We start from the raw sequence: 25,225 nt of genomic DNA on the forward strand, positions 1-25,225 counted from the left end.
AGCGCGGGTCGATCCCGCACCCTCAAAACCGGAATGCAGCCTTGAGCCAGAAGCTGTTGCCTTGGGTGCGGTTCGAGGCCGAGAGCTCGTGCTGCCACTGGGCGACGATCGGCACCTTGCCGAGCTGATAGCGCACGAGCGGTCCGAGGGCGAACACCTCACCACGATACCCGTCGGTGCCGACCTTCACGCCATTGACCTTGTCGTCGGTCGTCTGCTTGAAATAGTAACCGGTGACACCGACTGTGATCGGATTGAAATTGTAGGACGCCGCGAAGTCGACGTGCGCTGCCTGCCCGGAGCGGTACTGGGTTGCCGTGTTCTTGGTGTTGAAGTCGTACATGAATTTCGCCGACACCTCGGGACCGCTGCCAGCGGGATTGAAGTGCGACACCGCGAACACAGGCTCGAACGTCCAATAATTGTTGCCGATGTTGGCGAGATCGGTGCGCTTGTAGCGTCCCGTGGGCACGAACGTGTCCATCGTCAGCACGAAGAACGTGTTCTTGCGGTTCCAGCCGAGAATGAATGGATTGACGATCAGATCGCCGATCCCGAACTTGTTCTGCCTCCTGCCTCCGGCGCGGACATTGACGTTCACCACGGGCACGAACACCTGCATCGCGAGCGTTGCGCCGAGGATCTTGGTATTGGTGACGTGGACGAAGCGTGGGATGTTGGCGACGGCATCCACTGACAAATCTGGCGGCCCGACGCTGTTGCCGTCGCGATCGTTAAGCCGATCGGCGGTGTAATAATATTGGTAGTCGAGGAGGTAGGTTCCGGGGGGCGGCAACGCCGCGATCGTCAGGGCCTCCGCGCCGTTGGGATAGGCGCTCTTTCCCCCCTCCGACGCGACCGCTGACGTCGCAAGGGACGCAGCCATTCCCGCAAGTCCCCAGGCAAGCATCTTCATGACGTAATCCTCCCCTTGTCATTTGGACGCAGCGATCCGTCGGCGAGGTCGTCGCCGGCCTGCGTTCCGGTTGGTGATCTGTTCAGAGCTTCTTGAAGAACGGCGATCGGACAGACTTCTCCGCGTCCGCTGCGGTGGCAAATTTTTCGACGAAGATGTCTTTCTCGAACAGCCGGCCCTTCATGAGCGACCCGATCCCTGCCTCGATCATCGGGGGCGGACCGCAAAGATAGGCTTGGTGACCGGCGAAACGGCCGCCGAAGTGGCGGTCGGCCGCCTCATGGACGTAGCCGGTTTCTCCACCCCATTCGTCCTGCGCCTCCGCCTGGGAAACGACGGGTATGTAGCGAAACAGCGGGTTCTCATCGGCGATCCGCCGAAACAGGTCGGCGAAATGCAGGTCGTGCGGTCGCCGGACACCGTGAAACAGCGTGATCTGCTGGTCATACCCCTGTTCGATAAGCTCGAGCACCATGCTCTTGGGGCTGGATAGTCCCGAGCCACCGGCAAGGAAGATCAGCGGCTTGTTCGCCGAGCGCCTCACGAAGAAGTGTCCGAACGGACCGGCGAAGCGCATCTCGTCCCCGACCTTCAGCTCCTCGTGCAGGTGCTTTGTCGCCTTGCCGCCTGGCACAAGCCGGATATGAAGCTCGACGACGCCGGTTTCCGCGGGGCTGTTCGCGATCGAGAAGGCGCGTGTCCCCTCGATCCCGTCAATCGTCAGGTTGACGTATTGACCGGCCTGGAACGCGACCCCGGTCGGAACCGAGAGCCACACGCCGAGGATGTCGGGTGTCAGCATCTCGCGCCGGGTTACCGTCCCGACGTAATCGGCCACCGCGATCCGCTGCGCGTCCGGATCATCGTCGACGTCCGCCTCGATCGTGACGTCGCCCTCGATCGTGGCGACGCAGGCCAGGGTCGCCCCCTCGTCCCGCTCGAAGTCCATGAGTGCGAAGGAACTCGCGCCGCCGTGATCGACTTCGCCTTCGAGCACGGTAACCTTGCAGGTGCCACACAGGCCATGCCCGCAGGCGTGGGGCAGGTAAATCCCCGCCCGGAGGCACGCGTCGAGGAGGTTCTGGCCTTCAGCCACCTCTACGGTGTCGCCGGTCGGTTCGATCGTGAGCGTCGGCATGATGTCAGGCGCGGCCGGACGGTTGCGTCCAGAAGCGAATGAGCGACTTGTGGCCGACGCCCTGTTCGCCGATGCCCTTGGCCGCTTCAGGCTGCCAATCTTCGCCGTCCAGCATCCAGCGCGCGGTCGAGAGATCGACCTCCGCCCAGTCGGGATCAACCGAGTAGAGCGAGGGTAGGATTTCCGCGGTGAGCGCCCCGAAAGGCGTCTCAGGCGGCAGCGGCAGCGTGATCGCCGAGCAGAAGTTGTTGTGGCCCTCCCAGTGGACATAGACGAGTTGGGCGCCGCCGAAGTTCTCCACCCGGTCGCGGACCGGGCCGGAGTAACCGGGGTTGAGGCTTGCTGTAGGCATCGATGGTCGTCCTTATTCCGCGGCCACGGCCATGGGAGCGGCAGGGCGTCGGCCTTCCATCCACTTCTCCCACTGCGCCTCCTCGGGCGAGCCGGCATAATCCATGTTATCGGCACCCTGGTTTATGTGATACCAGTCGAGGACCTCCGGAACGGTCGCGCCGCCACAATTGCCCTGGAAGATCTGGTGGACCGGAAGCCACGCCTGTGAATACTTTTCCGGCTCATGGTCGAAGATGTCCTTACAGCCGTCGGAGCAGGTATGGTACTTGTCCCCGCCGAACTCCGAGACGCGGAAGCTGATCGTGGTGGGATCGTCGACCTCCGTGAACGCCATCGGAACCTGACATACCTGGCAAAGCTGCGGCAGCCCGTTGTTGTAGAAGCGCTTGCCCTGATCGGCCTGGTCGCGCCAATTGAGATAGCGCTGCTCGTAGTGCTGTGCGAACGTGTCCGGATACTTCTCGCGCAGCCAGGCGAGGTGCTGATCATCGACATCCCACGTGTGGACGGCCGCGGCGTGGGTATAGTTGTAAAAGATCGTCCACGCCTGGTGGGTGATGTGACCCTTCTCGGCCTTGGCGACGTCGGCGTACTTGGGCTCGCGGATGCCGTAGCGGGCAAGGTCCGCGAACAGCGCACCGCCTGCTTGCTCGTAGTAGGTCTCCCACGCCTCGGCCCAGGACATCACCTTCTTCGGCAGCATGTAGTCCATCATCATGGCGACGAGGGTGAGGAGCCGGTATCCCCGCCAAAACCACTTGTCGATCCAGCCCTGCACGATCGGCACGTTGGCCTCGTCCTGCTCCAGCAGGAAGCGGACGGCCTCGAGGCCGAGCGTCATGTGCCGGCTCTCGTCCGACTGGGCGGAAAAGCCGAACGTCACGGTCGCCATGTCGCCGTTGTAGGCGGCGCCCGACATGAACGGCACGAACAGCAGGTTGGTGAGGACGTACTCGAAGGCGAAGCTGATCGCGGTGAGGAACTCGAACGGCCCCGCCGTCGTCGCGTCATCGAAGAACGACTTCGGCACTGACAGATACCACACCCGGTCATGCATGTGGGTGAAGTCGTGGATGCCGTCGAAGAACTTGTTATAGTGGCTGATCGTGTGAATCTGCGTCTGGCAGTGCCGCAGCTCGTCGATCGACTGCATCTGCGCCGCCACCCGCAGGCCTGCTCCAGGCAGATGGCGTGCGAGGTGCGCGAAGTGGCGGTGCGCCTGATATTCCAGCGGCGTCACGCCCTGGATGAAGAGCTTTACTGCGTTCAGGTAACGCGCGTCGGTGATGCCGAGCTGCCCGTTGTTCTGCGCCATCGAATCGATGACCGCGTAAAGCTTGCGCTCTTTCTCTGCCTGAAACTTCCAATAGGCGTCCATGGTCAGCTTGAAGGGGTCTTCCCACGCATCCCAGTCATGGACCTTGATCCCCTCGTATTTGGCGAACGGGAAGATGTCGTCCTTGGACTGATAGCTCGGCTCCCAGTCGAGGCCGCGGGTGAAGTGGCCGTACTTCTGCTTCAGGTTCAGCTTACGGGCTGCCATGATTACCTCCAATAAACCGCGAAATAGTCATCGTCCTCGTCGACCGAACCGGACAGCGAGATGACGCTCAGGTGGATTTCCTGCGGGTCCCAGTCGCGCCCCAGTCGCTCAGATACGCTGGCTGCCTTGATCTCGAGCCGTCCCGGCCGGTCGATCTTCGTCATCGCCGGCATCGTGCGGCGTTCGGCGCCCGGATTGTCGGCCATGATCGCCTCGGCGATCGCGAAGCCGTCCTGGGAGTTCTGCAACGTGATGGAGACGGGCTGGGTCATGCCGCCTTCTCCCGTTCGGCGATCGCGCCGAGACCGGCCACCCGGTCCTGAAGCTGCGCACCGATCTCGGCGACCGCGGCTGCGCCCCGATCGCCGAGCACCATGTCCGCGACCGGCTGAATCGCGGCGCGAGCGCGCTCGTCCCAGCGGTCGAACCAATCCCTGAGAGTCTGGCGATTGGCCTCGGATTCTCCTGCTGCCGCCTTGAGCACTGCGTCGGTCCAGCGGCTGTTGTCGGCGAACCAGTCGCCGAGGAAGCCGGTCATCATCGACAGCGGCGAGCCGTTATGGGCGGCACCGGCGCGATCGAATGCCTGCGTGACCAGCGGGTAGACGTAGCCGTCGAGCACGACGAGCTGCGCCACGAAGAGCTCGAACCAGTCGCGCACCACGAGGAGATCCTCGACCAGACGACGCATCGGCTGCCATTCGGGCGCATCGAGCCACTGTGTCTTGGCGGCGAGGAGCTGCTCGTCGGAACCTTCGCCGAGGACCAGGCCGATGCGCGAGATGATCTGGGCGATTCCCAGCCGATCGGTGCCGCAGAAGGCGGCTGCCGACGTGATCTGCGTTCCATAGCCCCAGTCGGCGATGAGCTGGCAATTCATGTTCGCCGCCCATTCGACGTGACGCAGCGGCAGCAAGTAGGCCGCGAACATCGCCCGCCAGTCCGCATCGACGCTGCCGACGAGACCGCGCTTGTCGACGAAGTTGACCGCATCGTCGAATGACTGCTGCATCGCCGAGCGGCTGATGTTGTAGGTCGCATAGTAGAACTGGCGCGGATCACGGAACGCGTACCAGTCGGCCATCTCGATGGCGGTGCGACGCGGGTCGAACAGCTCGCGCTCCGGATCCCAGGTCGGGCGGTAGTGGAAATTGGTGACCGGCTGCACGTCGTAGGTCGCCTCCTCGTAGCGCGAGGCCGCCTTGTCGGTCCCGAACCGGCGCGCAATGTGCGAGAAGGTCTGCCGCCGGGGCGTGATCGCCTCAGCCTGAATATCGATGTTCATCAGTGCGCTCCGACGGAAAAGAAGTTGGGCGCCGATCCGCTGACCATTCGCAGCACGGTGGCGCTTTCGGCGGGATCGGCGGCGGTGACCAGGCACCGGTTTTCAGTGCAGAAATCACGAAAGGCGGGGATCGGCAGGACGAGTTCGACCGTGAGATCGGGGTCACCGTAAACGAAGTCGAATTGCACGACCTGCTTTTCCGTGACGCCCGTCACAACGGCCTGGAGCTTGGGTCGCCGTGCCGGATCGCCTCCGGCTGTCCTTGTTTCAAGCATGACACCTCTTCCTTCGAGGCCGTCTTCGCGGCTTCTAGATGGAGAGAGTGTCTGACGCCACCATGTCGATCAAATACAATGTGGGCACATGTTAATGCCGAAACGGTATTGCCTCTTCGCTCGCCACGCGCTGTGATAGGGAATGGCCCGTCAGACATCCCCTTCCGATCCGCCAACGGCCGCATCACCTGGCATTGATGTTCGCCGGCTGCGGTATTTCCTCGCTGTTGCGGAGGAACTCCACTTCGGCCGCGCCGCCGAGCGCCTCCACATCGCCCAGCCGGCGCTGAGTCGACAGATCGCGAATCTCGAAGCCGGGATCGGGGCGCTGTTGTTCGACCGGACTCGGAGCACGATCGGGCTGACCGCGGCGGGCGAGGCGCTGCTTCCCCGCGCGCGGGACATTATCGTCCGGGTCGCCGACGCGGCGCGGGTGGCAAAGCGCGCATCGGAGGGAACTATCGGGGTGATCCAGGTCGGTTTCGTCGGCTCGGCCACGTTCTCGATCCTGCCCGGCGTCTTTAATCGCTATCGGGCTGCTCACCCGGACGTCGAACTCGTCCTGCACGCGATGAACACCGCAGAATTGCGCGTCGCGCTCATCGAGCGCTCGATCGACGTCGCGTTCGCACGGCCCGGCATCCAGGATCCTGAAATCGTCAGCGAGGTAGTTCAGCGCGAGCCGCTGGTCGTTGCCCTACCTGAGGTGGATGATCTAGCGCAGCAGGACCACGTGGCACTCGCCGACCTCGCCCTGCGCCCCTTCGTCCTCTATCCACGCCAACCCCGGCCGAGCTTCGCCGATCATGTCCTTGGGCTATGCCGGCGGGAAGGGTTCGTGCCGACGATCGTGCAGGAGACGCTGGAAATTCAAACCGCGCTTTCGCTGGTATCCGTCGGTGCCGGCGTCGCCATAGTGCCCGAGTCAGCGTCCGAGGCGCAACTTACCGGTGTCGCCTATCGTCCGTTTCTCGGCGACGTTCCGCAGACGCAATTGAGCCTGGCCTACCGGCGCGATAATCGCTCACCGGTCGTAAGCGGATTCTGCGCCCTCGCGCGCGACCGGCGGGCGCGATGAAGATCGCGCGAGGAAGTCGAGTACGAGCGACGCGAAGCGGTTCGGCTGCTCGATGTTCGATAGGTGGGCGGCATCGAGCATCTCGAGCGTGGCGCCGGGTATCGCGCTCGCAAGCGCCTGGGCATGATCGGGCGGCGTCGCCGGATCGGCGCTGCCGCCGATGACCAGCGTCGGCACGCCGATCAGCGTCGCGGCGCGTCGCATATCCATATCGCGGATCGCCGCGCAACAGCCGGCATAACCGGTCGGGTCAGTCGAGCGCAGCATCTTCACGATCGGCTCGATCGCATCCGGATGGCGCATCGCGAAGCCCGGCGTGAACCATCGTGCGATCGAAGCCTCCGCCAGCGGGGCCATACCCTCGGCGAGCACTGCAGCGATCCGGGCATCCCATGCCGATGGCGGCCCCATATAGCCCGAGGTATTAGCGAGCACGAGCCGATCGAGCCGGTCGCTTTCACGTATCCCGAGCCATTGGCCGACCATGCCGCCCAGAGAGAGTCCACAGAAATGGAACCGGTCGATCCCGAGCGACGCGGTTAGTTCGACAACGTCACGGCCCAGGCGGTCGATACCATATGCACCGGCAGAAGCCTGCGATCGTCCATGACCGCGGGTATCGTAGCGCAGCACACGATAGGTTTGGGCAAAGGCGTCGATCTGCGGTGCCCACATGCCGAGGTCTGTGCCGAGCGAGTTTCCGAGCACGAGTACCGGAGCATGTGCGGCCCCGTCGAAGCGATACGCGATGGTGCAGCCATCTCCAAGGGTCACCGTGTCCGTCATGCCCGCTCCAGCACGAGGCCGATGCCCTGTCCCACGCCGATGCACATGAACACGAGCGCGTAGCGCCCATCGATTCGATGCAGTTCTTCGACCGCCGTCATCGCGATACGGGCACCCGACATGCCGAGCGGATGGCCAAGCGCGATGGCGCCCCCGTTCGGGTTGACGCGAGGATCATCCATGGCGACGTCCAAGTCGCGCAGAACCGCGATTGCTTGCGCGGCGAACGCCTCGTTAAGCTCGATCACGTCCATGTCAGCCATTGAGAGGCCGGTGCGGGCGAGGAGCTTACGAGCCGCCTCGATCGGACCCGCGCCCATGATCCGTGGAGCGATGCCGGACGATGCCATGGCAACGATGCGGGCTCGGGGTATGAGTCCATGGCGCTGCGCCGCATCGGCAGAGCCGACGACCAGCGCCGCAGCGCCGTCGTTGAGACCGGATGCGTTCCCGGCCGTCACGGTCCCATTCACGGTTACCACCGGCTTCAGCGCCGCAAGTCCTTCGGCGGTCGTGTCCCGTGGATGCTCGTCGACGGCGAACACTACCGCATCGCCACCTCGCCGTGGCAGCGTCACGGGTACGATCTCGACACTGAAACGGCCGTTATTACGCGCAGTGGCTGCCTTCATCTGACTCGACAGGGCAAAGCGGTCCTGTTGCTCACGGGTGACGTTCCACTGCTCCGCGACCGCCTCGGCGGTCTGCGGCATGGTGTCCACACCCCATGCCGAGCGCATCGCCGGATTGACGAAGCGCCAGCCCATCGTCGTATCCTCAATCGCCTGTCCGCGATCGAAAGGCTTGGCGGCCTTGCCCAAGACATAGGGCGCACGGGTCATGCTCTCGACGCCTCCCGCGATAAGGAGGTCGGCATCACCCGAGCGTATCGCCTGCGCCGCCTGACCAACGGCGTTCAGGCCCGAGCCGCACAGGCGATTGATCGTCGCTCCCGGCACGGTTTCGGGCAGTCCCGCCAGGAGCACGGCCATGCGGGCGACGTTGCGATTGTCCTCGCCGGCCTGATTCGCACAGCCGAGGATAACGTCGTCGACCTCCGACCAGTCGACCGATGGATTGCGTTCCACCAGCGCCCGTAGCGGGATCGCGGCGAGATCGTCGGCGCGAACCCCCGCGAGGCTACCGTTCAGCCGGCCGATCGGGGTGCGAATGGCATCGCAGATGAAGGCGTCCGACATCGTCAGGCAGCCTCAGCCACGGCGTTCTCGATGCGCGCACCTGTGCTCGCGCGCAACTCATCGGCCGTCACACCGGGCGCGGTCTCGAGAAGGCGCAAGCCCGGCTTGTCGCACGCCAGTACGCCCAGGTTGGTAATGATGAGGTCGACGCACGCCTTCCCGGTCAGCGGGAGTGAGCAATCGGAAAGGATCTTGAATTCGCCGTCCTTGCTCGTGTGCTCCATGACCACGACGACGCGCTTGACGCCGGCGACCAGGTCCATCGCGCCGCCCATTCCCTTCACCATCTTCCCCGGAACGGTCCAGTTAGCGATGTCGCCGGAGGCGCTCACCTCCATGGCGCCGAGGACCGTGAGATCGATGTGCCCACCGCGGATCATCGCGAAGCTGTCCGCTGAAGAGAAGAAGGAGGAGGTCGGCAGCTCCGTGATCGTCTGCTTGCCCGCGTTGATGAGATCGGGATCCGCCTCTCCTTCGTAAGGGAACGGCCCCATGCCGAGCATGCCGTTCTCAGACTGGAGCACGACGTCCATGCCGTTCGGAATGTGATTCGCCACGAGCGTGGGGATGCCGATGCCGAGGTTAACGTAGTAGCCATCGCGCAGCTCCTGCGCCGCGCGCCGGGCCATCTCGTCGCGGGTCCAGCCCCGCCTGTGATCGACAATCATTCGTGCTCCCTCGCGCGCGTCGTCAGCTTTTCGATGCGCTTTTCATTGATCGTGCTGCGTACGATCCGGTCGACGTAGATGCCTGGCGTGTGGATGCAGTCGGCGTCGAAATCGCCAGGCGCGACGATCTCCTCAACCTCGGCGACGGTTACTTTCCCGGCGGTCGCCATCACCGGATTGAAGTTGCGGGCCGTCTTGCGAAACATGAGATTGCCTGATGGGTCCGCACGCCATGCCTTCACGATCGCGAGATCGGCCCGCAGCCAGGTCTCGCGGATATATTCCTCGCCGTCGAAGACCTCGACCGGCTTGTCCTTCGCGACCACCGTTCCCGCGCCGGTCTTAGTGTAAAAGGCAGGTATACCGGCACCACCGGCGCGGATGCGCTCGGCGAGCGTCCCTTGTGGCGTCAATTCAAGCTGCAGTTCGCCAGAGAGGTATTGTTGTTCGAATAGCTTGTTGTCCCCGACGTAGCTGGAGACCATCTTCGCGATCTGCCGGCTTTCGAGCAGCATCCAGAGTCCGAAACCATCGGCACCGGCATTGTTCGAGACGACAGTCAGGTCACGGACGCCGCTTTCGCGAATCTCGGGAATCAGGCTCTCGGGATTACCCGAGAGCCCGAACCCGCCCGACATGATGGTCATTCCGTCGAACAGCAATCCGTCCAGCGCCGTCGCGGGCGTGTCGTACACCTTGTTCACCCACAGCGCTCCGGATCAGGCGGCAGCGCGCGAGCGGGCCGAGAAGACCTCGTCATCGCTCGACGCCGACCGCTGCAACTCGAAGTCGAAAGCGACATAGGCGCTGTCGCCCTGACGCTGGGGAACCGGGAGCAGGCCCTCGCGCGTCGCGAACGCGAAGTCGTCGTTCGCGAAGGGATCGTCGCCGAAGTTGATCTGCGTGGTGAGCGCGCGATAGCCCGGCGCCTCAACGAAGAAGTGGACGTGCGCCGGTCGATTGCCGTGGCGGCCGATCGCCTTCAGCAACGTCTCGGTGGAGCCGCCAGGCGGGACTGAATAGCCGTTGGGCATCTTCGAGTGGAACGAGTAGCGGCCGTCGCTACCGATCTTGATGCGGCGACGATTATTGAACGGCGTCTGCGCGCCCGTCGGATCGAAGTGCGAGTAAAATCCCTTCGAATTGGCGTGCCACACGTGCAGGATCGCGCCGTCCGGATTCTCGCCCTCTGGACCCTTGATTTCACCGGTCATGTAGAGCGTGTCGGTCTCGTCGGGATCGTCGCTGAGGTCGGCGTCGCCCTCAACCAGCGGCGCGCCCTCAACATAGAGCGGTCCCTCGATCGTTCGCGGCGTACCGCCGCTCTGACCGGCCTCCTTGTCCTTGGCATCCATGTAAAGGTCCATGAAATGCTCTAGGCCGAGGCCGGGCACGATCAGGCCGAATTCACCTGCGCCGTTCTGGAAGAACTTGATCGCCGACCAGAACTCGCTTTCGGTGATGTCGTATTTGACGATCGTCGCCATCAAGCTTTCCACTAGGTCGCGCGTGATCGCCTTCAGCCGATCATCGCCACCCTCGACAGTCTTCCCGCTGGCGCGGTCCAGCAGCGCCTGCACCTCCGACGTCCTCACAAAATCCTGAATCATCGTCCTCTCCTTGTCGTTCGTTTGGTTAGGTTTGTTGTCCGCGGCTCAGCGGTCGTCGTCGTGGATCGAGGAGGGGTGTCGGCACAGCGCCGTGACGCGCACCTCCATGTAAGGGAATAGCGGCAACGTGCTCAGCAGGTCGTGCAGTTCACCGTTCGACGCGACGTCGAAGATGCTGACGTTGCTGTAGCGCCCGGCGACCCGCCACAGGTGCCGCCACACGCCCGCGTGCTGCAACTCCTGGGCGCGTGCTTTCTCCTTCGCCTTTAGCGCGTCGATGGCGGTGGGATCGGCGTCGTTGGGGATGTTCACATCCATGGTGACGTGGAAGAGCATCGCTCAGCCCACCGCCTGGAGAGCAACGGGCACCGTCGTCCGCGTAGGCCGATCGCGACGCAGCGCCGCCACCGCGCGTTCGCTCGGTTCCACCCCGAGACCCGGCCCAGTGGGCAGCACCAGGTAACCACCCTCATACCGCAGCGGCTCTTTCAGGAGTTCCTCGGTCAGGAGCAGCGGACCGAAGAGTTCGGTCCCGAAATCGAGGCCGGGGAAGCCGGCGAAGAGCTGCGCCGAGGCGATCGTGCCGATGCCACCCTCCAGCATCGTCCCACCGTAAAGGGAGATGCCCGCCGCCTCGGCGATCCCGGCCAGCTTCCTTGCCGCGAACAGGCCGCCGGCCTGCGCGATCTTGATCGCGAAGACGTCCGCCGAACGGTTGGAGGCCATGGCGTAGCCGCTCTCGGGTCCGCACAGCGCCTCGTCGGCCATCACGGCGACGAGGCCGCGCGCGGTTAACCTTGCCATGCCGGCACTCTGCGCCGCCGGGATCGGCTGCTCGACGAGATCCACACCCGCGTCGGCGAGCATCGGGAGCGCCCGCATCGCAGTCGTCTCGCTCCAGGCTTGGTTGACGTCCACCCTGACGCTTGCCCGATCGCCAAGCGCACGCTTAATCGCGGCGACGTGCGCTACATCCTCTTCGAGAGGCCGCTTGCCGATCTTGAGCTTGAACGCATGATGCCGATCCCGCGCGAGCATGTCCTCGGCCTCGGCGATATCGCGTTCCGTGTTGCCGCTCGCCAGGGTCCAGAGCACCGGTAGCCGATCGTGCAGTCGACCGCCGAGCAGCTCGCTCACCGGAACTTCGAGCCGCTTACCCTGCGCGTCGAGCAGTGCCGTCTCGACGGCATTCTTCGCGAAGTGGTTCGCGACAATGAGGCGGCGCAGCATCTCCATTGCCGCGGCCGGTCGCGCATCGCTTCCGGTCAGGACGGGCGCGATGTAGCGGTCAATCGTGAGCTTGATACTCTCGGGACTTTCGGCGCCGTAGCTGAGCCCACCGATCGTGGTGCCTTCGCCATAGCCGATCACCCCGTCCGAGCACACCAGGCGGACCAGAACTATCGTCTGAGACTGCATGGTGGCGACCGACAGGACGTGTGGTCTGATCGTCGGGACATCGAGAATGATCGTCTCGATGGCATCGATGATTGCGCCTGGCATCAGATAGTCCCTCTCCTCGTTGAGCAGAGGCTAGATGCTCACGATCATCAAGAAAAATGCCGTTTCGCTCCCCCACAATACCTTTTTGGCATTATACAAAAGCCGCGTTATTGATTTTGTTGGAATGCCTCCGCGCCTGATGTTCTGTCGGGCTGAGCGGCTGCCTTATGACGTGCCGCATCGCAAAACCTCACCGGAGCCGCGCGAGCGAGACGCCTTTTGCGGGTGCGACGATCCTCTTCGGAGGCTCGGCCGTACCGGGGGAACACCAAGGGCGCCTGCCCTTTCGTTCCCGAACGACAATCGACCGCCCGTGTAATCCGCCAAGCGTGGCCGACGCCCTGCAGGGCGTCGGCCACGCTAGGGCGGCTCGCCCGCGCCAGCGGAAGATTCTCGCCCTCCCTCCCCATCCCGTTCCTCGCCGGAAAGGCAGAGCCGGTTGCTGTTGCGACCGGCTTTCAGCCTCGAAGGAAAGGAAAAATCAAGGGACGGATCACCGACAACCGGGCCGACATCTATCAGGAAATCACCGATCAGATGATCGCCATGATCGAGGCGGGCACCCGGCCTTGGTCGAAATCGTGGAACGGTGTCCCTACGCCCAATATCCCGCTGCGCTCGACGGGCGTTCCCTATCGCGGCATCAACGTCCTGACCCTTTGGGTTGCCGCCATGACGAAGGGCTATGCCTCCCCGCATTGGCTGACCTTCAAGCAGGCGCTCGCGCTCGGCGGCTGTGTCCGCAAGGGCGAGAAGGGCTCGACCGTCGTCTATGCCAACAAGATCGAGGTGGACGCCGACAAGGGCGGAGAGCGTGCCGAGGACGGCAAGCGTCAGGTGGCGTTCCTCAAGCGCTACACCGTCTTCAATGCCGAGCAGATCGACGGCATCGAGGCGAAATATCCGGCTCCCGCCCCGATCATCACAGCGACCAATCCCGACGAGCGGGACGCCGAACTGGACGCGCTCTTTGCCCGCGTGCCGGTCACCCTCAAGCATTTCGGTTCGCAGCCCTATTATCAGCCGAGCGGCGATCATGTCGTCATGCCGCAGTTTGCCGACTTCCACACCAGCGACGACTATTACTCGACCCTGGCGCACGAGCTTTGCCACGCGACAGGACACGTCGACCGACTTGCCCGTCTCTCCCTCATTTCCACGAAGCGCGAGGACTACGCCCGCGAGGAACTGGTTGCCGAGCTAGGGGCCGCGTTCGTCAGCGCCACCATCGGCATCAAGCTTCACGACCGCGAGGATCATGCCGCCTATCTGGCGAACTGGCTCCAAGCCCTCCGCAACGACAAGAAGTGCATCTTCACCGCTGCGCGGCTCGCGCAGGACGCGTCCGACTGGCTGCTAAGCCGGATGGCCGTCGAGAAGGCCGCGGATATGGACGAAGCGGCGTAAGGCGCCTCGCCCCCGGCTCCGTAAGGGCCGGGGGGCGCGTCGGTACGGTCACGGTGCCGGAAAATCGCGCGCCGCCCGCCCGCCCGCCCGCTACGCGAGCAGGCGGCGCCGGCAATGTGCTTGCGACTTGGTAATTGAAAATCAGGGCGAATCGATTAAATGGGTTTTCGGAGGCTTTGTCGGCGGAAACGCTAGCATTGCCTTCTTTCGTTTCAGGGCCTCGGCTTCGGCCGCAGATCGTCGATCAGCTTGAAGCCGTAGATCCGATCGCCCCCTTCCGTCTCGCGCGCGAATTGCAACCGGTGAACCAGGTCGACCAGCGGGCGCAGCTCCTCGCGCGCCGGCGCCGTCATGCGCCTCAGACGGAGTCCCCAACTGATGACATAGGCGACGATAACGGCGGTCTGGACCAGCGTCGTCAGATCGCTGTGGACGAAGAACGGTTCCGGGATGATGAGCCGCGACCGGCTCCGCCCGTTGCGCGTGTTCACGAAGTAGTTCGACACTTGGCCGAGCAGGATGTGCGCCGCACTCCGGTCCAGCTCGTCGAACACGAGATAGCCCATCGGATCGCCGGGTAGTCCGTTGAGGAAATAGTAGCAGCGCTCGAACAGGAAGGCATAGTCTTTGCGGAGCGCTTCGCTCCGTTCGGGGCGCGGTGCCTCCTGCGGCACGATCGTCGCGAACACCTTGGCACCGTGGCGACGCGCCAGGTCGAGGCTGAAGCGGCAATACTCGACCTTGGCCTGTCCGAGCGCGGTCAACCGCGCCTTGGTGACGGCGGTTCCGTCGATCAGCAATTCCCGGGCGAGTTGTGCGCGCTCGACATGCTCGATCGGCTCGAGCTGCGCCGCGTGCTTGAACGTCTTCCGATCGAGGAGCTTCTGTGCCTTCGCCTCACGGCCATTAGGCCTCGAACAATCGCATCCCGAAGATATGCTGCTGGGCATCGGACAGATCACGGATCAGCGGCCAGACCTTGCGATCCTCGACAGCGATGCCGGCCAGGACCTCGTAGGGAGAGTGACGCTGATCCTGCCCCGATTCATCGATGAAAAAGCTCCAGCTCATGGTCGTGTGCGCATCCCCTTTTCGCACCAACGGTCACACTGCACGACCGCGCCCGCGCGCTGGAGGGTGATGCTAGAACGTCGGATGGAGAGTGGGCAACATCCTGAGCGGGAAAACCGATCGGGCGCGACCCTGCCGGGCACGGCTCTAGCGGCACGCGTGCCGCGCACCGCCCGAGCCAGCGTGCCGGCGTCTCGGCTCTGAGCGGGTGACGATCCTCGCGTGAGGTGTGCCACGTGGCACACCTGTGGCCGCGCCAACCGGCGCGAACACCGCTTTGCAGGGCGCCGCAGCCCTCCCCCGGAGGCCCGCCGTCGCGGGGAACACCAGGGCTGCTGCCCTTTCGTTCCCGAAGGAAAATAGACGGCCCCGTGTGGTCCGCCGAGCGCGGCACCCGACGCCCTTGGGGGCGTCGGCCGCGCTAGGGCGGCCTGCCCGCGCCAAGCCATCGATTTTCCTCCTCCCTCCCCGTCCCGCTCCTCGCCGGAGGGGCAGATCGGTTGCAGCGGCAACCGGCTGCGCCTCGAAAGAAGGAGAAAGGACAATGGCTTACACCCGATACAACGGCGACCCGTACTGGAAGCGTGCCAAGGTGGCCGGAACCAGCCCCGACGGCATCCCCTACGCCAAGGGCGACCGGGTTTTCTTCTATCCGCGCACCGGCGCGACCTACGCGGGCGACGCCGCGACCCGCGCATCCGCCGAGTTCGACGAACTGGCGAGCCTCGAAGGCTGACCCTCCCCCAGACACACCAAATTACGGAGCATCATCATGGCTCTCACCACCGTAAAGCTGTCGCAGCTTCGCCTCTTCCCGCTCAATCAACGCCGGGTGAAGCCCTCCGCCATCGAGAGCATGGCGGACGACATCGCCGCGCACGGCCTGTTGCAGAACCTTGCGCCTACGAGGAAGACGGCCTGTTCCATGTGTTCGCCGGAGGGCGGCGCTACCGGGGCCTCAAGGAACTGGCGAAGCGCAAGGCGATCAAGAACGGCGATGCGTTCCCCGTCGAAATCCGCACCAAGGAAGAAGCCATCGAATTGTCTTTGGCGGAGAACTTCCAGCGCGAGGACATGCACCCGGCAGACAGCATCCGCGCTTTCGCGGCGCTGCGTGACACCGGCATGGACGCCGAGGAAATCGCGGCCCGGTTCGGTCAGGCAGTCAGCTTCGTCTACAAGATGCTTCGCCTTTCCGCACTGGCACCGGCGCTGATCGACCTGATCGCCAAGGATCAGTTGTCGCTTGAGGCGGCGCGCGCGCTCACCCTCACCGACGACCACGACCAGCAGGTGAAGGTCTGCAAGGCGGCGAACGGCCACGCACACACCATCCGGCGGATGCTCACCACCGAGAAGGTGGACACCACCAGCGGCGCGTTCATCTTCGTCGGACGCGACACCTACGAGGCGAAGGGCGGGACGATCACGGTGGACCTGTTCAGCCAAGGGGCCGAAGGCTTTGCCGACCAACCCGAGCTTGTGCAGGAACTGGCAGAAGACAAGCTGCACACCATCGCCGACGAATATCGCGCGATCGGTTAGCATGAGGTCCGCGCCACGCTGGACCGGCCCTAGGGTCAGGACTCGTTGATCACAGCCAAAAGATGACGGTGGCAGCGAGGGCGATGGCGGAGAAGAAGGCGGTGGGGCAGCGGTCGTAGCGCGTGGCGACCCGGCGCCAGTCCTTGAGGCGGCCGAACATGATCTCGATGCGGCTGCGGCGCCGGTACCGGCGCTTGTCGTACCGGACCGGCTCGTTACGCGACCTGCGGCCTGGGATGCAGGGCTGGATGCCTTTGGCCTGAAGGGCGTCCCTGAACCAGTCGGCGTCGTAGCCGCGGTCGCCGAGCAGCCACTGCGCCTTCGGCATGTCATCGAGCAGCGCTGCCGCGCCGGTGTAGTCGCTGACCGGTCCCGCGGTCATGAAGAAGCTCAAGGGGCGCCCGTTTGCATCGGCGACGGCATGCAGCTTGGTGTTCATACCGCCTTTGGTGCGGCCGATCAGGCGGCCGAGATCCCCTTTTTAATCCGCAGGCTTGATGCCGTGCGGTGCGCCTTCAGGTAGGTTGCGTCGATCATGACCGTCTGCGGCTCGGCGCCAGCTGCAGCCAGACCTTCCATCATTCGCGTGAACACACCGGCCTCGCCCCAACGTTTCCATCGATTGTACAGTGTCTTGTGCGGGCCGTAGTCGCTGGGTGCATCTCGCCAGCGCAGCCCATTGCGGTTTACGAAGACGATGCCGCTCAGCACCCGCCGGTGGTCCACCCTCGGCTTGCCGTGGCTCTTTGGAAAGAATGGCCGCAGCCGCTCGATCTGCTCATTCGTCAGCCAAAACAGGTCGCTCATCCCGGTCTCCTTGTGGAGCCTGAATCAGATCGCGACGATCACATCAATGGGTCCTGACCCTAGCCAAGTTCGATACGAACTCTCACCATCCGCAAGGGGCAGGTAAGAATCAATTTAATGACGAGCTTTGAGTTGGAAGCCAACCGGATTTCGCACGTTCACAGTGACCAAAAACGGTCATTCCGGACGCAATTCTTCGTCCGTCAGCCGCTCGGCGACTAGCCCCGTAACGACCGTCTGGAGAATGTGTACTGCCCAGCGTTCGCTCGCCTTGCGCGCGCCCGCCGCTGTTTCGCCTTCGGTGATTCCGAGTATGGGCGCGATCCCGCCGATGTTCACCGCGTAAAGCGCAGTACCATAGGCCGCTGCGAGCAGCGGTACCGGCACGTCGGGAGCCAGACGCCGCAGTTGCGGCCACGCCGCCGCGAACGCCGCCGACGCACCGAGATGGTTGACGAACTCAACCGCCGTCGTACCTGCCTCGCCGATCACTGCCCGGCTGCCGGTCGTGTCGTCGATCCAGTCGACCGCATCGCGGTCCAGCGTCCTGCCGAGCACGCCACTCTTGCGCCCCGCCGTCATGACCAACGTAGTGACCACCCCGGCCACCAGTCCGCCTACGATCGCTGCCTTGTACGGTTTCATGCTTCTTCTCCGTTCCGGTCAGTGGCAAGCTCGGGCAGCAACCGGTTGATGACCGAGTAGTTGATCGCGCTCCACCATTCCGATCCCTCGCTGGCCAGCACGTTCTCGGACGCCTCGATCGCGGCATGGTCGGCGCTGACGAGATAGTCCTCGACGTCGTTCATCGATGCGAAGGCGAGGATCGAGACGGCATCGATCTTCGATCCCTCCGGATCTTCCTGTGTGGACCCGATATTGTGGAGCTGTGCATAGCGGCGCACGAATTCATGGGTCGCCGGAGCCTTCATCACCACTTCGGCATGCTCGTTCAGTAGACGGCGCTGGAGCACCTCCCGCGAGAGTTCGGGGCGGCGCATATGGATCTTGACCAGGCTGATCGGATCGCGGTGGCGCGCGGACGGAATAAGGATGAACTCACGCGTTATCTCGCGGGTTACCATGCGGAACGCGGTCTGCTCGTCGGCGATGATGCGCTCGGCGAACTTCTCTTGGCCCAGCACCCGCTCGATATCGGCTTCCTCGGCGTAGGTGATATAGGCGAGACCGTCCCAGCGCGGGCGGCGAAAGACGGGGACGCGGCGTTCGGGATCTTCCGGCAACCGACCGCTCTCGTCCACCATCGCGCGATAGGGCGGGCTAAAGAAGCAGGATGGCCCCGATGCGAGACGGTGCACCTGATCATAGCGTAGCACCCGTTCGGAGGAACTACCCGGCTCGTCCCACGCGAATTTTGGGCCATGGACCTTGCGCCAATATTCGTCCCAGTGCTCGAAGGCCAAGTTGGGATCAAGTTCGATTGCCAGTTCGTGCGGGTGGCGATCGGGGCTCGTCACCTCATCGCCCTGCCGGTCCTTCGACGACCCTTCGTCCTGCGGGCGTACGCCGCGCGACGTACCGTCAACCCGACTGACGAAGGTAGGCGTGACGATCAGCGGCTTCGTAGTCGCAGTGAACTCGCGACGGACGGGCGCACGGTGCGCATTGTCAGCGCGGGTGAAATCGGTGGACATGTGTCCCTTTCCGGTCAGCGGCTTGGCGCGCTAACGCACCAGCTGTGGTAGAGGGTGCAATGCACCGGCCCATCGGTAACGTGACCTGTAGCCGCTCGTATGTTCGTGCTTTTAACGACACCGCAATCCGTTGCACAGTAGACCCAATCCCGGACATTCAGGTGTCATCTTCGGAGCTCCAACTTCGGACCCCCATTAATGTCCGAAGCGGGGACTGCGTCATAGGCGCTCTCCCCGCCGAACCGCACGGCATCTTGCCGAGGAAAAATTTAGAGAAGCAGCGCCAATGGCAGCACTGTCGGCGCGGCGGCTGGACTTGCGATCGCCCCTGCGCCGACGGTGGCCACAACCCCGACCTCGCTCACCGACACCCGGAGGCCTCATCGCGATTAACCTGCGGTATGAGCTCGATCCTACGGCTGGCTCTGATGTGGGGCTGGCTCAGCCGCGATCCGGATTTCCGCGCATCGTCGGCCAGTCGGAATAGCCGACCGACCCGCCGCCATACCAATATTCTTTTGGCGCCTCTGCAAGCGGCGCACCTGTGCGCAGGCGATCAACGAGATCGGGGTTGGCAATGAAGGGCCGCCCCATGCTGAATAAATCGGCATCGCCACGCTCAAGAACCTCCTCGGCCAGCTTGAGCGTGTACTGGTTGTTCGCGATATAAGCCCCTTTGAAGCGCTTGCGCAGCGCACCAAAGTCGACGCCATCTGCGTCACGTGTCTGCTGCGTCACGCCCTCGATGTCGTGGACATAGAGCAGGCCGCGCTGAGACAGCGCATCAACATAGGTGCCGAAGGTTTCCATCACGGTGCTGTCGAGCGGCGTCTCGCCGGGCATTGTCGTTGCTGGCGACAACCGAATGCCGACACGCCCTGCGCCCCAAACGTCGACGACCGCGTCAACGACCTCGAGGGGGAAGCGCAGACGGTTTTCAATCGACCCGCCATAGCGGTCGGTTCGCCGGTTGGTGCTGTCGCGGACGAACTGCTCGAGCAGATAGTTGTTCGCCGAATGGACTTCGACCCCATCGAACCCTGCCGCCTTGGCGTTGGTGGCGGCGCGGCGATAATCCTCGACGATGCCAGGAATCTCGTCGGTTTCGAGTGCACGTGGCGTGACGTGGTCCTTCATCCCTTCCTTGGTGAACGCCTGTCCGACCGGCTTGATCGCAGATGGCGCGACCGGCGGCTTTCCGCCCTGTAGGTCCGGATGCGAGATGCGCCCAGTATGCCACAACTGAAGAAACATGACGCCGCCACGATCATGGACGGCCTGCACGATCGGGCGCCACGCCTCGATTTGCTGGTCGTTCCAGATGCCCGGTGTCAACGCATAGCCGACCGCCTGGGGAGATACGTTGGTTGCTTCGCTTATGATGATCCCGGCGTCAGCGCGCTGTGCGTAATAGTCTGCGGCGAAAGCGGGCGGGATCCCGTCTTCGTTCGAACGGCTGCGCGTCAATGGCGCCATGACGATGCGGTTGCGCAGCGACAGGTCACCGATCTGGACGGGCTGCAATATGGGCGATGTGGAATGGTCGGGCATGGTCGGCGATATCCATCAAGCAGTGCAAGATTAGGAACGCTGAACGGACAAGCTGCCGTTACGGTCCGGCGTTCGGCCAGATTCATCGGGACGAGCCGTGCTACGCTTCGCTGTTAACAGTCGCGGGCGCGATAACGACCTTCCCGCAATGACGCGCCGTCACGCGCTTCCCTGGCTCTTCAATCAAGTCGTCCGCGTCCGTGAGTTCGTCAATCACCTGGTCCTCGCCGCGATCGGCTTAACTGGGCAGTACCAGAGCTGGCTGCATCATTGCGCGGACCTCCGCTTTCCTGCCTGTTGCCGGGTTGATGGCGCCGCGAGTTGAACCATCGGTCTACTCGAGCGGCCTCAGGTCCAAAGCCAGTGCGCTCAGTTCGGCGATCTTAGTGTCGCTGCCTCTCGCCAGATGATTGACCAGATCCTCCTGGTTCGGCTGGCCGAGCGCGAGGCGATAAAGCAAACGCTGACGCTGGAGGTAGTCGAACCGTGCGATGTCACGGCTCCTCGACAATGCGAGCACGTGGCGATCGATGTCGGCATGCTTGAACGTCCACCAAGCGGGTTGTGCTCAGCTTGGGTGGCCGCAGGAGCTCAAGAAAGGCCTGGCCGGGGAAGTCCTTCGGCGCCCTTCTCATGCGCCGACGAGGTCCTGCAGCAGCATCTGCACCCGGTCTCAGCGGTAATGAAGCGGCGCACCCAGCGGATGGTGATCATTGTCCCAGTCCGCACGCTGATCGACGCCGAACTGGCTGCGTGAGAGCCGCGCTCGTCGCCCCTTTCGCGCCTCTTCGGCGTCACGGTACACGCGCTCCAACCGCATCGGATCGGTGTGTCCGGCGCGTATCCATGCGAGCGTGTCCTGAAGCGCAACAGAGACGACGGGAGCTAACTCGGTCCGGTCCGTCATATCGTCGAGAAAAGCTGGCCAGTCCAGGCGAGCAGCCTGGGCCTTCCAGCGCTGGACGATGCCGGTCAGTGCCGCGCGTTGCGTATCGGAGCGCTTGCTACGGTCCAGCTCCTCGCACAGCGTCTCCACTTGGGCGGCGTAAACGCCGCGGCCGATCGCGGCGAGAGCAGCGGCGTGGCCGGCCCGCTCAAGCGCTGGCCGTTCGGTTTCCGCAAGGTCCCGGACTTGTGGACCCCAAGCAGTACGGCTCGACGACACGTCGTGCCCGACCAACAGCGAGAAGATCGATCTCGCCCCGGGATTTCTGGGCGACGTCAGGCTTCGCAGTCGTTTGGCGAGGAACTTCCGCTCGCTACGAGTGAGATCGAAGCTCAGCGTTCCTTTGCCCTCGCTGTACCAATCGTCGGCCGGCTCCGGAACGACGAACGGCCAGGGTCCTCCTCCGAGCGACGTTCCTTCGTCGTCCTTCAGCAGCGCCCCCGGCTTGCCCGCGATCATCCGTTCGACCTGATAGCGGCTAAGCGGACCGCTGCCTTCCTGCTCGCGCACCAGGCCCCAGCGTTGCAGCGCACCCCAATAGACCTGGCTGGGACGCTGCTCGACCGGAGAGGGATAATTGCGGCTGCCGATCACGCCGCCCGGTTCGTTGATTAGGCGCCCGGTGAGCAGGTACTCGCGCCGCTTGACGCTTTCCTGTGCGCGCTGCCCCTTGGCTGGCTTGAGATGCTCATCGCGGTAGAGCCAGGGCACGAAGAGTACATAGCGCAAGCGGGTATGCAGGACCGACGTGCCGGGAAAGAACCGATCGGCGTAACGCTGGTGGACGATCAGGAACCCGATCTCGTCCCGAACCCCTTTCTGGTCCGAGTTCATGAATTTGCGCGCCTCGCGCATCGCGTCGGGCGACAGATAGGTCATTCCAAAAGACGCCAAACGCCACCCCCAAACTCTATAGCCGCCCACAAGGAGAGCCGCTGACAGACCGACGCGGTTAGGCTGTTTCCAGCACCCGCACTGCGCCGATCCCCTCATGTCGCGGCCGGACTCGAATCTTGACATCGTGGCCGAGTTTCCGGAGGCCATCGGCGATGTAAGCTTCGCTGATGCCGTCGAAACGGCCGCGGAGGATCTTGGAAAGCTTGGGCTGTGGCATGCCCATGCGAGCAGAGGCAGCGGTCTGCGTCAGCCCCAGTTCGCCAATCCTTCGCTGAAGAGCGGCGGCGAGCTTGGACTTCACCAAACGACCTTCCGGATCCGAAAGGCCGAGATCCGCAAAGACGTTGCCACTGGAGGTCACATGCTCGATTGCCATGTCGGGGTCCTTTATAAGGCTTGTTTGCGTTGCGCTCTCTTCTCGGCAGCCAATCTTTGAGCCGCTTTCAGTCGAGCTTCGATCGTTTCCTTCTGGTGCTTCGGAACGGCGATGCCGCTCGTCGATTTTTTCTGGAAGGCGTGGAGAACGTAGATATCGTCGTCGATCTTGACGTTGTAGACGCAGCGATAGGTGTCCCCGTCGTACCGTTCGATCAGTTCGATACTCGAGCCGTACGGCTTGGCGTTGACGTGTCTCATTCCAAGCTGGGCTAGGTAGAGGCCGTGTCCGAACTCGCTTCGGACATCCGGCGGGCGCTGCCTTGCAGTGGTCGGGTGGCGGATCGAGGATGTCCTTACAGCCGCACGTAAAGACGTCCGTACCGACTATGGCGCAGATGACGATAATGGCGGGGCCGGAGTGTCGGCGTCGGTGGAGCGATGAGCAGCGCGAGCGCATCCTGGTGGAGGCGTTTCGGTCCGGTGCGAGGGTTTGGGATGTGGCGCGGCGCCACGACGTTGCCCGCGGCCTGATCTACCATTGGCGTCGTGCGGCGCTCCGCCGGGCAGAGCCGGTGCTCGTGCCGGTGGTTGTGAACGAGCCGGCCGGGCAAGCGTCTGACCCTGGCGTACGGCCGATGACCTGTTGACCGCGTCGCTACGCATGCGCCCCGACCGTATCATCCTGGGCGAACTGCGGGGCTCTGAAGCCTTCAGCTTTCTCCGCGCGGTCAACACCGGCCACCCGGGATCGATGACGACGATCCATGCCGACAGCCCGTCAGGCACTGTTGAGCAACTCGCGCTTTTGGTCCTGCAATCTGGGGCGCGCCTGACTCATGGCGACGTCGTCCGCTACGTTCGCAACACCATCGATGTGTTCGTCCAGCTTGGTCGGACAGCCGGACGTCGTTTCGTGTCCGACGTCGTGCTGAAACAATCGGCCGGCTGAGAAATCAGCGGTTCCGCGGCACCGAGGCACCCGCATAGGGATCCGACAATGCCGGAACCGGTGGCGGTGGTTGCGTAGCGACAGGTGCCGCGACCGTGGCCGGCGGGGCGATTACCGCTGTCGCCGGCATCTCGTCTTGTGCCACCGATCGCAAGGCGGACGCGATGGTCGAGGCACCGAAAAGGATAAAACACCCAACGACGACGCTCGCCCCGCGGCGCAAGTCAATTCGCCCGGTCAGCATCAGAAATCCGATGGCCGCGACTGCCAGGATCGCGACAGCAGTTGCAAAGCTGCCAAGTAGAGCGCCCTCAAACCAACGCGCCGATGAGACAATCGCAGCGTCTTGTCCTGTGAGTTGCCCTCCGCTCAACATTCGTCGATCGTAAGCCATCTGGTCGCCGAAGTCACGGCGATCTAGCTTCGACAACTGCCTGCGGAGGGCTTTAACCCGCAGGCAGTTGTCGAATAAACGTCCTACACGGCGGGCAGCGTTGCCAGCGCCTGACGCACACGTTGCCAGTCTGCCGAGAAGGCTCGGTGCATCTCAGCAGGCGTGTCTGCGAACATTGAATGGACAGTACTGTAGCCGGACAAGTGATGGGTCAAAACAGGAGTCACCACGTGAAGGTGCGGCGCGCGATTCGATCGAATGTCCGAAGGCATGTGCTGCACGATCAGGCTGCTGAGCGCCTTCGGCTGCAGGCATAGCGCTACGTACATGTAGGCGGCGTGCATCATAGCATGACGGGGCAACGACGGCGGAAAGCGCAACGTCTGCATCACGGCCAATAGGTTCTGACCAGGCAATACCGCTGCGTCATAGCTTTCGAAGAACACCCGAGCGCCGCCAACATCAGCCACTCCATCGGCCAGAAGCAGCCGATGGTCAGCGGCGGTGACCGCCCACTCTGGTCCCGCAGCCTTGATTTCAGCTGCGGAGGGCTTCCGGGGCTGTAACTTTGCGCGGGCGAGGTCGGCAGTGCGATGACTGCCGCCCTTGCCATCACCCGACCAAAGCAGCGCGAAGCCAAAATCGGGGTCCGGGCCGATCCGTGCCGGGTCGTCGAATACCATGCTCATCGCGTTCGCTGGGCTGATCCAATCCATCGCTCAGCCCTCCAGAGCCTGATCGATCAGATCGCGCGCAGCGATCAGGCCACGACGGTGATCAATCTGATTGGTGAAAGGCGCTGAGCGCAGATCAAGCGCGTCGTCGCCGAGGCGAAACGAAGGCTGAGCATCAACGGGTGCGCGGTGATCGGGCACCACCCACACGGCGCCGTCAGCTGCCAGCCACGGCAAATGCGGCCCATGCCAATGGGTGCCGAGCATCGACCATTGGCAGATCGACACTGACATCTGCCGAATACCGTCGACGCCTTGGCCGAGCGACACGACCAGCGCGTCGCTACGCGCCGCGCAGACGCCGGCAGCGACCGATCCGCGCATCGTCCGTGGGTCTTCGATGGCCGGCACGAGCAGCAACGAAGCCTCCGGCACGTACAGATAATTCCAGAAGTCGAGAGGTAGCGCGGTCGTGGCATCTTTCTCTACCGTCCATCCGGCGGCTCTGACGAGCGCGAGGATCGCGCCGATGGCGTGCGCTTCTGCGACGCGGCGCGTGCGATTGTCGTTGGTCACTTGAGGGTCTTCTCGTTCGG

General features: G+C 63.6%; 34 protein-coding genes. 7 read left to right on the plus strand and 27 right to left on the minus strand.

The features are described from left to right. Positions 1 to 22 precede the first annotated feature (22 nt). The 7 genes from JW805_15780 to JW805_15810 all read right to left on the minus strand — a co-directional run bounded on the left by JW805_15780 (position 23) and on the right by JW805_15810 (position 5,511). On the minus strand, positions 23 to 916 hold the full coding sequence (locus tag JW805_15780) for a transporter (GenBank protein ID MBN2973465.1): 894 nt from the start codon (positions 914 to 916) through the stop codon (positions 23 to 25). Between the two features lie 82 nt (positions 917 to 998). Beyond that, a complete protein-coding gene (locus JW805_15785; protein ID MBN2973466.1) occupies positions 999 to 2,054 on the minus strand; it encodes a 2Fe-2S iron-sulfur cluster binding domain-containing protein in 1,056 nt (351 codons plus the stop codon). A 4-nt stretch (positions 2,055 to 2,058) separates the two neighbouring features. Further along, positions 2,059 to 2,406 (minus strand): hypothetical protein, encoded by a 348-nt coding sequence (locus tag JW805_15790; protein ID MBN2973467.1) that lies wholly within the window; start codon positions 2,404 to 2,406, stop codon positions 2,059 to 2,061. A 12-nt stretch (positions 2,407 to 2,418) separates the two neighbouring features. Then, on the minus strand, positions 2,419 to 3,951 hold the full coding sequence (locus tag JW805_15795) for an aromatic/alkene/methane monooxygenase hydroxylase/oxygenase subunit alpha (protein ID MBN2973468.1): 1,533 nt from the start codon (positions 3,949 to 3,951) through the stop codon (positions 2,419 to 2,421). 2 nt (positions 3,952 to 3,953) lie between these two features. Beyond that, positions 3,954 to 4,223 (minus strand): MmoB/DmpM family protein, encoded by a 270-nt coding sequence (locus tag JW805_15800; protein ID MBN2973469.1) that lies wholly within the window; start codon positions 4,221 to 4,223, stop codon positions 3,954 to 3,956. Continuing rightward, the gene (locus tag JW805_15805) at positions 4,220 to 5,236 is read right to left on the minus strand and encodes an aromatic/alkene monooxygenase hydroxylase subunit beta (protein MBN2973470.1); all 1,017 of its coding nucleotides are present in this window, start codon (positions 5,234 to 5,236) and stop codon (positions 4,220 to 4,222) included. Before JW805_15805 ends, JW805_15800 begins: the two co-directional genes overlap by 4 nt. Next, the gene (locus tag JW805_15810; protein MBN2973471.1) at positions 5,236 to 5,511 is read right to left on the minus strand and encodes a hypothetical protein; all 276 of its coding nucleotides are present in this window, start codon (positions 5,509 to 5,511) and stop codon (positions 5,236 to 5,238) included. Before JW805_15810 ends, JW805_15805 begins: the two co-directional genes overlap by 1 nt. Positions 5,512 to 5,653: 142 nt before the next feature. On the opposite strand from JW805_15810, the gene JW805_15815 reads away from it, so the two are divergent. Continuing rightward, positions 5,654 to 6,589 carry a LysR family transcriptional regulator gene (locus tag JW805_15815; GenBank protein MBN2973472.1) on the plus strand — a complete coding sequence of 312 codons (936 nt, stop codon included), beginning with the start codon at positions 5,654 to 5,656 and terminating at the stop codon, positions 6,587 to 6,589. Here the strand turns inward: JW805_15815 and pcaD are convergent. The 7 genes from pcaD to JW805_15850 are packed head-to-tail and all read right to left on the minus strand — an operon-like array spanning position 6,536 to position 12,355. Continuing rightward, positions 6,536 to 7,375 (minus strand): 3-oxoadipate enol-lactonase, encoded by an 840-nt coding sequence (gene pcaD, locus JW805_15820; GenBank protein MBN2973473.1) that lies wholly within the window; start codon positions 7,373 to 7,375, stop codon positions 6,536 to 6,538. The two genes, JW805_15815 and pcaD, sit on opposite strands and share 54 nt — an antisense overlap. Continuing rightward, entirely contained in the window at positions 7,372 to 8,574 is a 1,203-nt protein-coding gene (gene pcaF / locus JW805_15825) for a 3-oxoadipyl-CoA thiolase (protein MBN2973474.1), read from the minus strand. Before pcaF ends, pcaD begins: the two co-directional genes overlap by 4 nt. A 2-nt stretch (positions 8,575 to 8,576) precedes the next feature. After that, on the minus strand, positions 8,577 to 9,242 hold the full coding sequence (locus tag JW805_15830; GenBank protein ID MBN2973475.1) for a 3-oxoacid CoA-transferase subunit B: 666 nt from the start codon (positions 9,240 to 9,242) through the stop codon (positions 8,577 to 8,579). Beyond that, positions 9,239 to 9,946 carry a CoA transferase subunit A gene (locus tag JW805_15835; protein MBN2973476.1) on the minus strand — a complete coding sequence of 236 codons (708 nt, stop codon included), beginning with the start codon at positions 9,944 to 9,946 and terminating at the stop codon, positions 9,239 to 9,241. Before JW805_15835 ends, JW805_15830 begins: the two co-directional genes overlap by 4 nt. A gap of 15 nt (positions 9,947 to 9,961) precedes the next feature. Beyond that, positions 9,962 to 10,852: a catechol 1,2-dioxygenase gene (locus tag JW805_15840; protein ID MBN2973477.1), complete on the minus strand. Its 891-nt coding sequence runs from the start codon at positions 10,850 to 10,852 to the stop codon at positions 9,962 to 9,964. A gap of 45 nt (positions 10,853 to 10,897) precedes the next feature. Then, entirely contained in the window at positions 10,898 to 11,188 is a 291-nt protein-coding gene (gene catC / locus JW805_15845; GenBank protein MBN2973478.1) for a muconolactone Delta-isomerase, read from the minus strand. A gap of 3 nt (positions 11,189 to 11,191) precedes the next feature. Beyond that, positions 11,192 to 12,355, minus strand: coding sequence for a muconate cycloisomerase (locus JW805_15850; protein MBN2973479.1), 1,164 nt, complete (start codon positions 12,353 to 12,355; stop codon positions 11,192 to 11,194). A gap of 34 nt (positions 12,356 to 12,389) precedes the next feature. Here JW805_15850 and JW805_15855 point away from each other — a divergent pair, with 34 nt between their 5' ends. After that, entirely contained in the window at positions 12,390 to 12,674 is a 285-nt protein-coding gene (locus tag JW805_15855; protein MBN2973480.1) for a hypothetical protein, read from the plus strand. 218 nt (positions 12,675 to 12,892) lie between these two features. After that, positions 12,893 to 13,762 carry a DUF1738 domain-containing protein gene (locus tag JW805_15860; protein ID MBN2973481.1) on the plus strand — a complete coding sequence of 290 codons (870 nt, stop codon included), beginning with the start codon at positions 12,893 to 12,895 and terminating at the stop codon, positions 13,760 to 13,762. Between the two features lie 212 nt (positions 13,763 to 13,974). On the opposite strand, the gene JW805_15865 is transcribed toward JW805_15860, so the two are convergent. Together JW805_15865 and JW805_15870 are read right to left on the minus strand one after the other, a co-directional pair. Beyond that, entirely contained in the window at positions 13,975 to 14,712 is a 738-nt protein-coding gene (locus JW805_15865; GenBank protein ID MBN2973482.1) for a DUF3800 domain-containing protein, read from the minus strand. Next, entirely contained in the window at positions 14,669 to 14,833 is a 165-nt protein-coding gene (locus JW805_15870) for a DUF3800 domain-containing protein (protein MBN2973483.1), read from the minus strand. Before JW805_15870 ends, JW805_15865 begins: the two co-directional genes overlap by 44 nt. Before the next feature lie 544 nt (positions 14,834 to 15,377). Here JW805_15870 and JW805_15875 point away from each other — a divergent pair. Next, positions 15,378 to 15,569, plus strand: a complete 192-nt coding sequence (locus tag JW805_15875; GenBank protein ID MBN2973484.1) for a hypothetical protein — start codon at positions 15,378 to 15,380, stop codon at positions 15,567 to 15,569. A 191-nt stretch (positions 15,570 to 15,760) separates the two neighbouring features. Further along, positions 15,761 to 16,378, plus strand: coding sequence for a hypothetical protein (locus tag JW805_15880; GenBank protein ID MBN2973485.1), 618 nt, complete (start codon positions 15,761 to 15,763; stop codon positions 16,376 to 16,378). Between the two features lie 49 nt (positions 16,379 to 16,427). Here the strand turns inward: JW805_15880 and JW805_15885 are convergent. The 8 genes from JW805_15885 to JW805_15920 all read right to left on the minus strand — a co-directional run bounded on the left by JW805_15885 (position 16,428) and on the right by JW805_15920 (position 22,954). After that, a protein-coding gene (locus tag JW805_15885) for an IS5 family transposase (protein ID MBN2973486.1) occupies positions 16,428 to 17,185 on the minus strand; the annotation gives its coding sequence in 2 pieces (ribosomal slippage) (positions 16,428 to 16,852 and positions 16,852 to 17,185; 759 coding nt in all). A 177-nt stretch (positions 17,186 to 17,362) separates the two neighbouring features. Next, positions 17,363 to 17,830 carry a hypothetical protein gene (locus JW805_15890; GenBank protein ID MBN2973487.1) on the minus strand — a complete coding sequence of 156 codons (468 nt, stop codon included), beginning with the start codon at positions 17,828 to 17,830 and terminating at the stop codon, positions 17,363 to 17,365. Beyond that, entirely contained in the window at positions 17,827 to 18,840 is a 1,014-nt protein-coding gene (locus tag JW805_15895; protein MBN2973488.1) for a hypothetical protein, read from the minus strand. Before JW805_15895 ends, JW805_15890 begins: the two co-directional genes overlap by 4 nt. A 441-nt stretch (positions 18,841 to 19,281) precedes the next feature. Further along, on the minus strand, positions 19,282 to 20,391 hold the full coding sequence (locus tag JW805_15900) for an alkene reductase (GenBank protein MBN2973489.1): 1,110 nt from the start codon (positions 20,389 to 20,391) through the stop codon (positions 19,282 to 19,284). A 334-nt stretch (positions 20,392 to 20,725) separates the two neighbouring features. Further along, positions 20,726 to 20,911 carry a hypothetical protein gene (locus JW805_15905; GenBank protein MBN2973490.1) on the minus strand — a complete coding sequence of 62 codons (186 nt, stop codon included), beginning with the start codon at positions 20,909 to 20,911 and terminating at the stop codon, positions 20,726 to 20,728. A 153-nt stretch (positions 20,912 to 21,064) separates the two neighbouring features. Continuing rightward, positions 21,065 to 22,192: a hypothetical protein gene (locus JW805_15910; GenBank protein ID MBN2973491.1), complete on the minus strand. Its 1,128-nt coding sequence runs from the start codon at positions 22,190 to 22,192 to the stop codon at positions 21,065 to 21,067. 97 nt (positions 22,193 to 22,289) lie between these two features. Then, positions 22,290 to 22,610 (minus strand): XRE family transcriptional regulator, encoded by a 321-nt coding sequence (locus JW805_15915; protein ID MBN2973492.1) that lies wholly within the window; start codon positions 22,608 to 22,610, stop codon positions 22,290 to 22,292. A gap of 11 nt (positions 22,611 to 22,621) precedes the next feature. After that, the gene (locus tag JW805_15920) at positions 22,622 to 22,954 is read right to left on the minus strand and encodes a type II toxin-antitoxin system RelE/ParE family toxin (protein MBN2973493.1); all 333 of its coding nucleotides are present in this window, start codon (positions 22,952 to 22,954) and stop codon (positions 22,622 to 22,624) included. A gap of 44 nt (positions 22,955 to 22,998) precedes the next feature. Here JW805_15920 and JW805_15925 point away from each other — a divergent pair, with 44 nt between their 5' ends. Both JW805_15925 and tadA read left to right on the plus strand, forming a co-directional pair. Further along, a complete protein-coding gene (locus JW805_15925) occupies positions 22,999 to 23,259 on the plus strand; it encodes a transposase (GenBank protein MBN2973494.1) in 261 nt (86 codons plus the stop codon). A gap of 14 nt (positions 23,260 to 23,273) precedes the next feature. Further along, positions 23,274 to 23,561 carry a Flp pilus assembly complex ATPase component TadA gene (gene tadA / locus JW805_15930; GenBank protein MBN2973495.1) on the plus strand — a complete coding sequence of 96 codons (288 nt, stop codon included), beginning with the start codon at positions 23,274 to 23,276 and terminating at the stop codon, positions 23,559 to 23,561. Positions 23,562 to 23,565: 4 nt separating this feature from the next. Here the strand turns inward: tadA and JW805_15935 are convergent, their stop codons facing one another. From JW805_15935 to JW805_15945, 3 genes are read right to left on the minus strand one after another with little or no spacing between them, the layout of a single operon-like run. Further along, on the minus strand, positions 23,566 to 23,991 hold the full coding sequence (locus tag JW805_15935) for a TrbC/VirB2 family protein (protein ID MBN2973496.1): 426 nt from the start codon (positions 23,989 to 23,991) through the stop codon (positions 23,566 to 23,568). Between the two features lie 47 nt (positions 23,992 to 24,038). Then, entirely contained in the window at positions 24,039 to 24,671 is a 633-nt protein-coding gene (locus tag JW805_15940; protein ID MBN2973497.1) for a hypothetical protein, read from the minus strand. A gap of 3 nt (positions 24,672 to 24,674) precedes the next feature. Next, entirely contained in the window at positions 24,675 to 25,205 is a 531-nt protein-coding gene (locus tag JW805_15945; GenBank protein MBN2973498.1) for a hypothetical protein, read from the minus strand. Positions 25,206 to 25,225 lie beyond the last annotated feature (20 nt).

This window comes from Roseomonas aeriglobus, from assembly GCA_016937575.1.
Classification (GTDB): domain Bacteria; phylum Pseudomonadota; class Alphaproteobacteria; order Sphingomonadales; family Sphingomonadaceae; genus Sphingomonas; species Sphingomonas aerigloba.